The organism is Halovibrio salipaludis (genome assembly GCF_002286965.1).
GTDB classification, from domain to species: domain Bacteria; phylum Pseudomonadota; class Gammaproteobacteria; order Pseudomonadales; family Oleiphilaceae; genus Halospina; species Halospina salipaludis.
Genome location: NZ_NSKD01000001.1, coordinates 708,531 through 721,466, shown reverse-complemented (window position 1 = coordinate 721,466; position 12,936 = coordinate 708,531). Strand labels below are relative to the sequence as shown.

The 12,936-nt window shown below is 63.4% G+C and carries 11 protein-coding genes; 8 read left to right on the top strand and 3 right to left on the bottom strand.

Features of this window, described 5'->3' with window-relative positions:
• Positions 1-10: 10 nt before the first annotated feature.
• Positions 11-1,843 carry a type IV pili methyl-accepting chemotaxis transducer N-terminal domain-containing protein gene (locus CK501_RS03505; RefSeq protein ID WP_095616316.1) on the bottom strand — a complete coding sequence of 611 codons (1,833 nt, stop codon included), beginning with the start codon at positions 1,841-1,843 and terminating at the stop codon, positions 11-13.
• Between the two features lie 170 nt (positions 1,844-2,013).
• Here CK501_RS03505 and CK501_RS03500 point away from each other — a divergent pair, with 170 nt between their 5' ends.
• From CK501_RS03500 to moaA, 8 genes are all read left to right on the top strand, one after another.
• Entirely contained in the window at positions 2,014-2,595 is a 582-nt protein-coding gene (locus CK501_RS03500) for an MFS transporter (RefSeq protein ID WP_095616315.1), read from the top strand.
• Between the two features lie 155 nt (positions 2,596-2,750).
• Positions 2,751-6,500: a nitrate reductase subunit alpha gene (locus CK501_RS03495; protein ID WP_095616314.1), complete on the top strand. Its 3,750-nt coding sequence runs from the start codon at positions 2,751-2,753 to the stop codon at positions 6,498-6,500.
• A 1-nt stretch (position 6,501) separates the two neighbouring features.
• Positions 6,502-8,055, top strand: coding sequence for a nitrate reductase subunit beta (gene narH, locus CK501_RS03490; protein ID WP_095616313.1), 1,554 nt, complete (start codon positions 6,502-6,504; stop codon positions 8,053-8,055).
• Positions 8,056-8,065: 10 nt separating this feature from the next.
• Positions 8,066-8,797: a nitrate reductase molybdenum cofactor assembly chaperone gene (narJ, locus tag CK501_RS03485; RefSeq protein ID WP_095616312.1), complete on the top strand. Its 732-nt coding sequence runs from the start codon at positions 8,066-8,068 to the stop codon at positions 8,795-8,797.
• Between the two features lie 17 nt (positions 8,798-8,814).
• Complete coding sequence (narI, locus tag CK501_RS03480; RefSeq protein WP_095616311.1) at positions 8,815-9,498, top strand: respiratory nitrate reductase subunit gamma; 684 nt, start codon at positions 8,815-8,817, stop codon at positions 9,496-9,498.
• A gap of 157 nt (positions 9,499-9,655) precedes the next feature.
• Complete coding sequence (locus CK501_RS03475; protein ID WP_095616310.1) at positions 9,656-10,468, top strand: peptidylprolyl isomerase; 813 nt, start codon at positions 9,656-9,658, stop codon at positions 10,466-10,468.
• 14 nt (positions 10,469-10,482) lie between these two features.
• Complete coding sequence (locus CK501_RS03470) at positions 10,483-10,929, top strand: hypothetical protein (protein WP_095616309.1); 447 nt, start codon at positions 10,483-10,485, stop codon at positions 10,927-10,929.
• Between the two features lie 10 nt (positions 10,930-10,939).
• Positions 10,940-11,938 (top strand): GTP 3',8-cyclase MoaA, encoded by a 999-nt coding sequence (gene moaA, locus CK501_RS03465; protein WP_095616308.1) that lies wholly within the window; start codon positions 10,940-10,942, stop codon positions 11,936-11,938.
• Positions 11,939-11,985: 47 nt separating this feature from the next.
• On the opposite strand, the gene CK501_RS03460 is transcribed toward moaA, so the two are convergent.
• Entirely contained in the window at positions 11,986-12,447 is a 462-nt protein-coding gene (locus CK501_RS03460; protein WP_095616307.1) for an Rrf2 family transcriptional regulator, read from the bottom strand.
• Positions 12,448-12,518: 71 nt separating this feature from the next.
• Positions 12,519-12,932, bottom strand: coding sequence for a c-type cytochrome (locus tag CK501_RS03455; RefSeq protein WP_095616306.1), 414 nt, complete (start codon positions 12,930-12,932; stop codon positions 12,519-12,521).
• Positions 12,933-12,936: the final 4 nt, after the last annotated feature.

Genomic DNA, 12,936 nt, shown 5'->3' with positions numbered 1-12,936 from the left:
AGCAATGGGCTCAGGAAGCCTGGATCAGGCCGGAGTTGTTCTGCGGGATCATCAGGCGCACTTCGGCGCCGCCTTCGTCCCGGTTGCGCATACTGAGTTCACCACCCAGGGTCTGGCTACGGTCGCGCATGATCACGATACCGTAATGGCTCGGCGGTGCCCCACCGTCGGGCAGACCCACGCCATTGTCCCGCACCACCACCCGGAGTGAGCCGTTGCGCTGGTAGACACACACCGAGGCCTCAGTGGCATCGGCATGCTTGAGCACATTCGCCAGCGCCTCGCGCACGATCTGCAGCACATGGATCTCCTCATTCGGTGAGAACATGCGTGGCGGCATGTCGTACTCCAGTGACACCGGATAGCCCAGGCGCTCACTGAACTCGCTCACCGTCCGGTTCAGGGCCTCCTCCAGCCCCGGGGAATCGAACTGCAGGCGGAAGGTGGTCAGCAGTTCCCGGAGCTGGCGGTAGCCATTGTTCAGCCCGTTGCGCAGCTCATGGATCACTTCCTCCTCGCGGGCATCGACCTCACGACCGGATTCCTGCTGCAGCTTCTGCAGACGCGCCACCTGCATCTTGAGGTAGGAGAGTGACTGCGCCAGCGAGTCGTGCAGCTCACGGGCGATCACGGTGCGCTCCTCCATCAGCGTCAGCCGCTGCTGTTCCGTCATCCGACGGCTCAGGTAGACCGCAGTGCCGAGCTGGTCAGCCAGGGTTTCCAGAAGCTGGCGTTCGTGATGCTGCAGGGTCCGGTCGCGCTCATACCAGACCTCGAGGGTTCCCACCAGATCGTCCCCGGTACGCACCGGCAGAAGCAGCCGCTTGCGGTGTTCCTCGGGCTGGTCCTCAAAGGTATGGCAGCCCGTGAGGCAGGCATCGCAGTTGAAGGAACGGCAGTGTTCCGGGCGCGCGTGGGCGAAGGTGGTGACCGCCTCAAATGAGGCGTCATTCTCCTGTTCATGCAGATAGAGGCTCACCGGGCCTATATCCAGAAGCCCTTCCAGCTGCTGCAGCAATGGAACGGAGCCCTCGCAAAGGTCCGTGGCGCCATAGAGCGACCGGCTGGCGCTGTGCAGGAGCTGCAGTGCGCGGTGGCTGCGTTCGAGTTCCTCGGTCCGCGCCGCCGCCTGCGATTCCAGGTCCGCGTAGCGCCGGGACAGTGATTCACTCATCTGGTCGAAGGTCCGGCCCAGAACGGCCAGCTCATCCTGACCCCGGAAGCCGGTACGCTGGCTGAAGTCCTGGCGTGCCGCCGCGCGCGCCATGGTCAGAAGCCGGTTCAGGGGCTCCACCACACGCCGGCGCACGTCCAGGAACAGTACCACCACAACCGCAAGGGTCAGGATCAGGGACAGAACCTGGACCATGCCCAGAAGGGCAATGCGCGACTCGGCACGTGCTTCCAGCGCTGCCACCAGGGCATCCACCTCCTGAATGAAGACAGCAGTCCCTTTCAGTGGCAAACCCGCGGCGCTGCCACGGAGTACTTCCGAATAGACGGGCCGGATCAGGGCCAACCAGGTCAGCCGCACACGCTGGTACTGTGCCGTGACCGGATGCGCCAGCCCCGGCATGGCACTGTTGAGCAGGGGGCTTTCCAGGCGGGCGGTGATCTGCTGCATCTGGTCCTGGATGCGCTCCGGCCCAGCCTCGGCCTCCCCCAGGGTCACCAGCCGCTGGAGTTCCATGCGCACCAGTCCGGAATGGTTGATGGCGGCGGCGTCGCCCCGGGCACTGGCGGAAATCGCCAGCGAAACCCCAATATTGATCAATGCCAGTATCACAACGGCCGCCAGGGCCATTCCGATACGGGCAATCAGCGAATCCCTGAAAAGGCGCATCTGGTTCTCAGCAAGCGTGTCGGACTGGGCGTATATCGAAAGTAATAGACATGTTACACCAATTCAACAACGGCTACCTCTAATGACCTTTTGACCGGTATGACGGTTGGGCGGACACTCAAGCCACTGAAACCGCAATGCCATCCATCATGCATGAGGTCCAACATCCAATGCAGCCCGCAGACAAGAACTGGAACCTGTCCAGTTCCCTGCCGCTGGCCATACTGGTACTGGCACTGGCGGCAGGCAGCTGGGGTGTTTTCGGGGCGCTTGTGACCCTGGTGTCGCAGACCTTCGGGCTCACCGGCACAGAGTTCAGCCTCATACTGCTGGCGCCGGCAGCCATCGGCCTCCCTCTGGTATGGGTGCTCTACCGCTGGGCCACCCATTCCGCCAGACCCGGCAACGTGCTGCTGATGGTCTTCCTGGCGCTGATCCCATTACTGGCCGGTCTGGCACTGGCAAACCGGTTCAGCCACCTGCTGCTGGTGGGCGCGGGTCTCGGCGTGGTTCCCGGCTGTTTTGCCGCCGGCGTGGTCTACCTGCACAGGCTGACCCGCATCCCCCGGCTGGCGCTGACCACCGGGCTTCTGGTTCTGTGCGCCCTGGGGACCACCTTTGCCTATGTCTCAACCCCCCTGATCACGGACGCCTTCGGCTGGCGCTTTACCCCCCTGATGAGCATCGGCCTTATCCTCATTGCCGCCGGCCTCCTCGCCACCCTTGGCGAGCCCACTGAAACCCGCGTGTAACCCTTTCCTATCCCTTGGGGGGTAGATCCCGGTTATCTCGTGGTATCCATGCAGACCTGATACTTCTTATTGACCAGAATAGGGCCCATCAGCCTGGACATTGAGAAAGCTCAACGTTCAGGCAGCGCGGACAGGGCAAACCTGAGGAGATCAAGATGAGTAACTTTCTGGACCGACTGACGTTCTTCAAGCGCCAGAGGGAACCCTTTGCCGACGGCCACGGCGTGAGCGTGGACGAGGATCGGCGCTGGGAGGACGGCTACCGCTCCCGCTGGCAGCACGACAAGGTAGTGCGCTCCACCCATGGCGTGAACTGCACCGGTTCGTGCTCCTGGAAGATCTACGTGAAGAACGGCCTGGTCACCTGGGAAACCCAGCAGACCGACTACCCGCGCACACGCCCGGGCCTGCCCAACCACGAACCGCGCGGCTGCGCCCGGGGCGCGAGCTTCTCGTGGTATATCTATTCCGCCAACCGCCTGAAGTATCCCATGGTGCGCCGCCACCTGGTCGAACTCTGGCGCGACGCGAAAAAGCAGCACAGCGACCCGGTCCAAGCCTGGGCGTCCATCGTCCAGGACCCGCAGAAAGCCCACGCCTACAAGTCCCGTCGGGGCCTGGGCGGCTTCGTGCGTGCCGACTGGACCGAAGTCCAGGAGATCATCGCCGCCGCCAACGTCTACACCGCGCGCGACTACGGCCCCGACCGGATCATCGGCTTCTCGCCCATTCCGGCCATGTCCATGCTCTCCTACGCCGCCGGCACCCGCTACCTGTCGCTGATCGGCGGCGTCTGCATGAGCTTCTACGACTGGTACTGCGACCTGCCCCCGGCATCGCCGCAGACCTGGGGCGAGCAGACGGACGTTCCGGAGTCCGCGGACTGGTTCAACTCGACCTTCCTGATGATGTGGGGCTCCAACGTGCCGCAGACGCGCACGCCGGACGCCCACTACATGACCGAGGCCCGCTACCGGGGCACCAAGACCGTTACCGTAACCCCGGACTATTCCGAGGCCTCCAAGTTCGGCGACATCTGGCTCAACCCCAAGCAGGGCACGGACTCGGCGCTGGCCATGGCCATGGGCCACGTCATCCTCAAGGAATGGCACGTTGAGGGTAAGAGCGAGTACTTCGACGACTACGTGCGCCGCTACACCGACCTGCCCTACCTGGTGATGCTGGACGAAGAGAACGGCAACACGGTACCGGGCCGCTTCCTGCGCGCCTCAGACCTGGCGGACAACCTGGGCGAGGAAGACAACGCCGACTGGAAGACCATCGCCTGGGACGAGAACAGCAACAGCATGGTGGCACCGACCGGTTCCATCGGCTTCCGCTGGACCGAGCACAAGGGCAAGTGGAACCTGGAGCAGAAGACCGGTGACGGCCGTGACGTCCATCTGCGACTGAGCCACATCGAGGAATCCGATGAAGTAACCGAGGTGGCCTTCCCCTACTTCGGGGGCGGTGGCAACCCGCACTTCACCCACACCAGCCACGACATGATCCAGAAGCGGCGCGTGCCCATGCGCACCATCACCCTGGCCGACGGCAGCAAGGCCCGGGTGGCCAGCGTCTTCGACCTGATGGTGGCCAACTACGGCATCGACCGGGGCCTGGGCGGCGACCACGTGGCCAGCTCCTACGATGACGACGTACCCTACACCCCGGCCTGGCAGGAAGCCATTACCGGCGTGCCGCGCGAGAAGGTCATCACCGTGGCCCAGCAGTTCGCGGAAAACGCCCACAAGACCCAGGGCAAGTCGATGATCATCATCGGCGCCGCCATGAACCACTGGTACCACATGGACATGAACTACCGCGGCGTCATCAAGATGCTGATGATGTGCGGCTGCATCGGCGTCTCCGGCGGCGGCTGGGCGCACTACGTGGGCCAGGAGAAGCTGCGCCCGCAGACCGGCTGGGCGCCGGTGGCGTTCGCGCTGGACTGGCACCGGCCGCCGCGGCACATGAACTCCACCTCCTTCTTCTATGCCCACACCAGCCAGTGGCGCCACGAGACGGTGAAGATGGAGGAGATCCTGTCACCGCTGGTCAACGCCGATGACTGGAACGGCTCCATGATCGACTACAACGTCCGTGCCGAGCGCATGGGCTGGCTGCCCTCCGCGCCGCAACTGTCGCGCAACCCGCTGCAGGTCGCGCGCGAGGCGAAGGAAGCCGGCATGGAGATCAAGGACTACATCGTGCAGTCCCTGAAGGACGGCAGCCTGCAGTTCGCCAGCGAGGACCCGGACAACCCGGCCAACTTCCCGCGCAACATGTTCGTCTGGCGCTCCAACCTGCTGGGCTCCTCGGGCAAGGGCCACGAGTACTTCCTCAAGTACCTGCTCGGCACCGAGAACGGCCTCCAGGGCAAGGACCTGGACAGTATCCCGAATGCCGAGAAGCCGGAGGAAGTGCAGTGGCGCGACGCGGCCACCGGCAAGCTGGACCTGCTGACGACGCTGGACTTCCGGATGTCGACCACCTGCATGTACTCGGACATCGTGCTGCCGACCGCCACCTGGTACGAGAAGCACGACATGAACACCTCGGACATGCACCCCTTCATCCACCCGCTCACCGCGGCCGTGGACCCGGCCTGGGAGTCGCGTTCGGACTGGGACATCTACCGGGGCATCGCCAGGAAGTTCTCCGAGCTCTGCGTGGGCCACCTGGGCGAGGAAACCGATGTCACCACCCTGCCCCAGATCCACGACACCCCGGCGGAGATGGCCCAGCCCAAGGAGGTTCAGGACTGGAAGAAGGGCGAGTGCGAGGCGATTCCCGGCAAGACCATGCCCAGCATCGTGCCGGTGGAGCGCAACTACCCCGAGACCTACAACCGCTTCACGGCCCTGGGCCCGCTCCTGGACAACGTGGGCAACGGCGGCAAGGGCATCAGCTGGAAAACCAATGACGAGGTCGAGTTCCTGGGCGATCTCAACGGCCGCGTGACCGAGGACGTCAGCACCAAGGGGCGCCCGAAGATCCGCACGGCCATCAACGCCTGCGAGACCGTGCTGAGTCTGGCACCGGAGACCAACGGTCATGTGGCGGTCCGGGCCTGGGAGGCGCTGAGCGAACAGACCGGCCGCGAGCACGCGCACCTGGCCCGCCACCATGAAGGCGAGACCATCCGGTTCAACGACATCGTGGCCCAGCCGCGCAAGATCATCTCCTCGCCCACCTGGTCGGGCATCGAGTCGGATAAGGTCAGCTACAACGCGGGCTGGACCAACATCAACGAGCTGATCCCGTGGCGGACCATTACCGGCCGCCAGCAGTTCTACCAGGATCACCTCTGGATGCGCGCCTTCGGCGAGACCCTGTGCGTGTACAAGCCGCCGATCGACATGAAGACGATCGATCCGATCCTGAACAAGAAGGGCAACGGCAACACCGAGATCGTGCTCAACTTCATCACGCCACACCAGAAGTGGGGCATCCACAGCACCTACACGGACAACCTGCTGATGCTCACGCTCTCACGTGGTGGCCCGATCGTGTGGATGAGCGAGACCGACGCGGCCAAGGCCGGCATCGAGGACAACGACTGGATCGAGGCGTTCAACGTCAACGGTGCCATCACCGCAAGGGCGGTGGTCAGCCAGCGGGTCCCGGAGGGAATGTCGATGATGTACCACGCCCAGGAGAAGATCGTGAACACGCCCGGATCCGAGATCACCGGCAACCGTGGCGGCATTCACAACTCCGTGACCCGGGCCGTGCTCAAGCCGACGCACATGATCGGCGGCTACGCCCAGCAGAGTTACTTCTTCAACTATCACGGAACCGTCGGTTCCAACCGCGACGAATTCATCGTTGTCCGGAAGATGAGCAACATCGACTGGATGGACGAGGAATCCAGCGATGCCATGCGGACAGAGGGGGCATGACATGAGGATACGCGCACAGATCGGCAAGGTACTGAACCTGGACAAGTGCATTGGGTGCCATACCTGTTCAGTGACCTGCAAGAACGTCTGGACCTCCCGCGAGGGCATGGAGTACGCCTGGTTCAACAACGTTGAGACCAAGCCCGGCGTCGGCTACCCCAAGGAGTGGGAGAACCAGGAACGCTGGAAAGGCGGCTGGAAGCGCCTCGACGATGGCAGCATCCAGCCCCGCATTGGCGGGCGCTGGCGGGTACTGGCGAACATCTTCGCCAACCCGGACATGCCGGCCATCGACGACTATTACGAGCCCTTCGACTTCGACTACGCCCACCTTCAGAAGGCGGGCGATTCGAAGACCATGCCCACGGCCCGGCCACGCTCGCTGCTGACCGGCAAGCGCATGGAAAAGATCGAGTGGGGCCCGAACTGGGAAGAGATCCTGGGCACCGAGTTCAAGCACCGTTCGAAGGACTACAACTTCGAGGGCGTGCAGAAGGAGATCTACGGCCAGTTCGAGAACACCTTCATGATGTACCTGCCCCGGCTGTGCGAGCACTGCCTCAACCCCACCTGTGTGGCCTCCTGCCCCAGCGGCGCCATCTACAAGCGGGAAGAGGACGGTATCGTCCTGATCGACCAGGACAAGTGCCGCGGCTGGCGCATGTGCGTCTCCGGCTGCCCGTACAAGAAGATCTACTACAACTGGAAGTCCGGCAAGTCCGAGAAGTGCACCTTCTGCTACCCGCGCATCGAAGTGGGCCAGCCCACCGTGTGCTCCGAGACCTGCGTGGGCCGGATCCGCTACCTGGGCGTGATGCTCTACGACGCCGACCGCATCGAGGAGGCCGCGAGCACGCCCAACGAGCAGGATCTCTACGAAGCCCAGATGGACGTCTTCCTCAACCCGCATGACCCGGAGATCGAGGCCGAAGCACGGCGCCAGGGCATCCCGGACGACTGGCTGGAAGCCGCCAAGAACTCCCCGGTCTACAAGATGGCCATGGAGTGGAAGGTCGCCTTCCCGCTGCACCCGGAATACCGGACGCTGCCCATGGTGTGGTACGCCCCGCCGCTGTCGCCCATCCAGTCCGCCGCCGAGTCCGGCCGCATCGGTTACAACGGCGCGATCCCGGACGTGGACCAGCTGCGCATCCCGGTGCGTTACCTGGCCAACATGCTGACCGCCGGGGAGGAACAACCCATCACCCACGCCCTTGAACGGATGCTGGCCATGCGGGCCTTCATGCGCGGGCGCAATGTGGATGGCGTTGAAGACACCGAAGTGCTGGAGCGGGTCGGGCTGGACGTGGCGACAGTCGAGGAGATGTTCCGCTACATGGCCATCGCCGACTACGAGGACCGCTTCGTGATCCCGACCAACAAGCGCGAGTACGCCCACTCCATGTACGACGGCCAGACCGAGCGCGGTGGCTGCGGCTTCAGCTTCGGCAGTGGCTGCAACGCCGGGGGTGGCGAGGACGCCGACGTCTTCGGCGGCAAGCCCAACAACAAGCGCAACTTCTTTTCCGTTCGCGTCGAGAAGATGGGCAACTGAGGAGATCACCATGAAGACACTGCACGCCATCGCCCATCTCATGGCCTACCCGACAGGGCCCATGCACGAGGCCCTGCCGGAGCTGGCCGAGGTCATCCGCAGCGAATCGCGGCTCGGGGAAGCCCCCCGTGACGCGCTTCTGGCGCTGATCGACGACCTGGCGGCCCGTCCGCTGGTCGAAATCCAGGAGAACTACGTGAGCCTGTTCGACCGCGGCCGCCACCTCTCACTGCACCTGTTCGAGCACGTACACGGTGAATCCCGGGACCGCGGCCAGGCCATGGTCGACCTGATGGAACACTACCGCCTGCACGGCTACGAGCTGGATGCGAAGGAACTGCCGGACTACATCCCGCTGTTCCTGGAATACCTCTCCACCCAGGACGAAACCGAGATCACCGACATGCTCGGTGACGCCATGCCCGTGATGGTGCTGCTCGGTGCCCGCCTGGAGGAAAAGGAATCCCCCTATGCCGCCCTCTTCCATGCGCTGGAAGCCATCGGCGGCAGCTGTGAACAGGCCCGTGACATGCGGGACCTGGCGGCCAACGAGGGCCCGGACGAATCCATCACCAAGATGGACGAGATCTGGGAAGAGGAACAGGTCACCTTCCTCGGCAATAACGACCCGGCCGGCGGTGGCTGCGGCAACACCAGCCCCGGCCCCGCCACCACACCCACGGACGAGATCCCTGTGCGCTGGGTGGACAACCCCGGCGCCCAGGCCGCCGGCCAACGCTGATTCAGGGGAGAGACACCATGGAAACCTATATCAACCAGCTGATCTTCGGCGTCGGCCCCTACCTGGCCGGCACCGTCTTCCTGCTCGGCAGCTTCCTGCGCTACGAACGAGGGCAATACACCTGGCGGGCCATGTCCAGCCAGAGCCTGGACAACCCACCCGCGTTCCGCTGGGCCAGCATTGCCTTTCACGTGGGCATCCTGCTGCTGTTCTTCGGCCACCTGTTCGGCCTGCTCACGCCCACGGTGGTCTACACCTCACTGGGCATGAGCCCGGGCGCCAAGCAGATCATGGCCATGGTCGCCGGCGGTCTCTTCGGCCTGCTGTGCTTTGCCGGCCTCAGCTACCTGGTGTACCGGCGCCTGTTCAACGCCCGGGTGCGCGCCAACAGCAGCCCCATGGACACCTTCATCATCTGCCTGATCTACCTGCAGCTGATCACCGGCCTGTGCACCCTGTTCGTCTCCATGGACCACCTGGACGGCGCCGTCATGCTCGAACTCGCCCACTGGGCCCAGGGCATCGTCACCTTCCAGGCAGGTGCATGGCAGTACATCGTGGACGTGCACTGGATCTACAAGACCCACATCTTCCTCGGCCTGCTCATGTTCACCGCCTTCCCGTTCAGCCGGCTGGTGCACATCTGGAGCTGGCCGGTGGAATACGTGGCCCGGCGGTACCAGATCGTACGGCCGCAATAATCCCCACAATCATGGGGCGGCCGGTGCCGGGGATGCTCGTAGGGAAACTCGGTGGCCATGGATGGCCACCGCGTAGCGCACAGGGATGTGCTTGTAGCGGTTCCCGGAGAGCATCCCCGGCAGCGGACGACCTGCAGCAGAGACAGAGGCGATAACTATGCAAGCCATTCCAATACAGCAAGTCGCCGGCGGCGAAATCATGGTGAACGGTCGCACCATCACCGAAGAAGCCATCGACCAGGAAGTCCAATACCATCCAGCATCCTCCCTGGACGAAGCCCGGAAAGAAGCCGCGCGCGCCCTCTCCATCCGCACGATGCTGATCACCGAAGCCGAACGCCAGGGCATCACCGGCGAAGACCGCCAGACCGCGGAAACCCAGGAAGAAGCACAGATCCGGATGCTGCTGGACCAGGAACTGGACAACCCGGAGCCGGACGAAGCCGCCTGCCGCCAGTACTACGACAGCAACCGCGAACGCTTCCGCTCCCCCAGCCGGTACCACGTCTCCCACATCTTCCGCCCGGCCCCGGCCGAAGACGCCGACGCCCGCGTTGCCGCCCGCGAACGCTGCCGCCGCATCATCCGCGTCTGCCAGGCCGATCCCAGCCGCTTCACACGACTCGCGTTCAAACACTCGAAATGTCCCTCCGCCGAAGCCGGCGGCGACATGGGTACCATCGGCCCCGGCGACACTGCCCACGACTTCGAAAAAGCCCTCGAACGCCTACCCGAAGGCGAGATCGCAGCCTATCCGCAGGAAACCCGCTACGGCTTCCACGTGATCTGGCTGCACGAACGCCAGCGTGGCGAACAGCTGCCCTTTGAAGCCGTCCACGAAAAGATCGCCACTTACCTGAAGGAATCCGTCTGGCGCCGCTCCGTCAGCCAGTACCTCCAGATCCTGGCCGGGCGCTCACGGATCGAGGGAATTGACCTGGCTGGCGCCGACAATCCATTGGTACAGTGAGCGAGAGGCACACAATGACGGTAGAAACCTTCACCCCGGAACCAAGAATCACCACTTTCGACGACCTGGCGAAAATGTCCGAAATGGACAGCCCCGGCACCAAACTCCTGGTCGTACTCATCAACGTCCAGCGCCTCCAGGAAAAAACCGCCAGCGGCGAGCACGCTGCCATGGACGACCAGGGCACCCTCATGCCCCTGATGGTCCGCGACTTCCCCTTGACACCCCAGACCCGCCTCAAGGACATTGTCGAGGAAGCGGACCAGGTCAGCACCAACTGGGAATTCCTGATGACCGCTGTCCTTCCCGGGCGCAACGGCGAGCCCGCGCCCGAGGACGAGACCGAACAACACCTCACGCGCATGGCCCAGACCCTCACCACCGGTGAGAATCTGGACCAGTTCGCCATCTTCACGCGCGACGGCGAACCGGTACAGCTCCAGGCCATGAGCGAGCAGTAAGGAGAACACGATGTCCGAACCGCAAAAGGCACTGGTCGACCAGTTCGGGCGCACCATCACCTACGTGCGCATCTCCGTGACCGACCGCTGCGACTTCCGCTGTGTCTACTGCATGAGCGAGGACATGGAGTTCCTGCCGCGCCAGCAGGTGCTCAGCCTGGAGGAGATCGGGCGCATCGCCCGCATCTTCCGCGAGCTCGGTGTCGAGAAGATCCGCCTGACCGGCGGCGAGCCCCTGGTCCGCAAGGGCATCGTGAAACTGGTCGAGGACATTGGCGGCCTGGGCCTGGACGACCTGGCCATGACCACCAACGGCAGCCAGCTCCCGCACATGGCCCACGACCTGAAAAGCGCCGGTATGGACCGGCTCAACATCAGCCTCGACTCGCTGGACGCGGAAAAATTCCGGGCTATCACCCGTAACGGCGACCTGAACAAGGTCATCCGGGGCATTGATACCGCCGTAGAAGCCGGCTTCAAGGGCATCAAGCTCAACAGCGTCATCATGAAGAACCGCAACGACCACGAAGTCCTCGACCTGGTCGAGTTCGCGCGGTCGCGCGGTATCGACATCAGCTTCATCGAGGAAATGCCGCTGGGCGAGATCTCCGACCATACCCGGGATGAGACCTTCTGCTCCAGCGACGAGGTCCGGGAAATCATCGAACAGCGTTACGACCTCATCCCCAGCACGGCGGATACCGGGGGTCCTTCGCGCTATTTCCGGATGCCGGATTCACAGAGCAAGGTCGGCTTCATCTCCCCACACACCCACAACTTCTGTGGCGACTGCAACCGCGTACGCCTGACCGTGGAAGGGCGCCTGCTGCTGTGTCTGGGCAATGAGCACTCGAAGGACCTGAAGGGGCTTATGCGTCGCTACCCGGAAGATGACGAGCCCATCCGCGAGGCCATCATCAGCGCCATGGACCTGAAACCGAAAGAGCACCACTTCACCACAGACGGTGACGTTCAGATCCTGCGGTTCATGAATATGACGGGGGGGTGACGGTGCGCCAGAGACCTGGCGCGCAAGGAGCGTAACCGAGGTCGCTCCTACACGGCGGCTGCCGATCCCTCGGTGGGGATGTTCAGAAGCCGGATGAGATGGGGCGCGTCCTTGCCGGGAACAATGTCCGACAGCGTGTAACGGTCCAGGGTCGCAAGGAATGCGTCCAGCGCTTCACCCAGTACCCCTTTGAGCGAACAAACCGGTGAGATCACGCAGTTATTGTCCGGCCCGAAGCACTCCACGAGATTCAGGTCCGGCTCCATCTCCCGAACGAGCACACCAATATTGATTTCCGACGGGCTGAGCCGGAGTCGGACACCGCCTTTCTTGCCCCGGACGCTGTCCAGATAACCCTTGAGGGTCAGCTGATGAACCACTTTCATCAGGTGGTTCTTGGAGATCTGATACCGGTCGGCGACTTCCTGGATCGTCGCCAACCGGTCACCCTGAAGGGAAAGGTAGATCAGAACCCGGAGGGAATAGTCTGTGTAGCCGGTTATTCGCATTGACCGCTCTCAACTGTCAGAGACAACGCGCGCGGCACCCCGAAATCCCTGCCGGGTTTTAGCAGCGTGGTTCACTCGCTCTCCGCGGTCATGTAATCAACCGCGTTCTGTACTTCCTCATCGGAACAGCCACTGCAGCCGCCCTTGGCTGGCATGGCGTTGAAACCATTGATCGCATGATCATAGAGGGTTTCATCCCCCTTGCTCAGACGGTCCGCCCAGGCCCCGGAATCACCGATCTTGGGTGCGCCAGCGGCACCAGAGTCATGGCATGCGGCACAGGCGTCGGCATAGACTTCTTCGCCACCGCGCGGTCCGCTGGACTGCTGCTGGCGCTGCTGGCCTTCCTCACCTGCAATATTCACATTGCCGGTGGGCTTGATGCGTTCCCTGATCTGGTCCTCAACAGCCGCCAGTGTGAGCGCGGAACCGCCCAGCGCCACAATGAGGCCGAGACTTGCGAAAATTCGGGTCAGCTTGTTCATTACC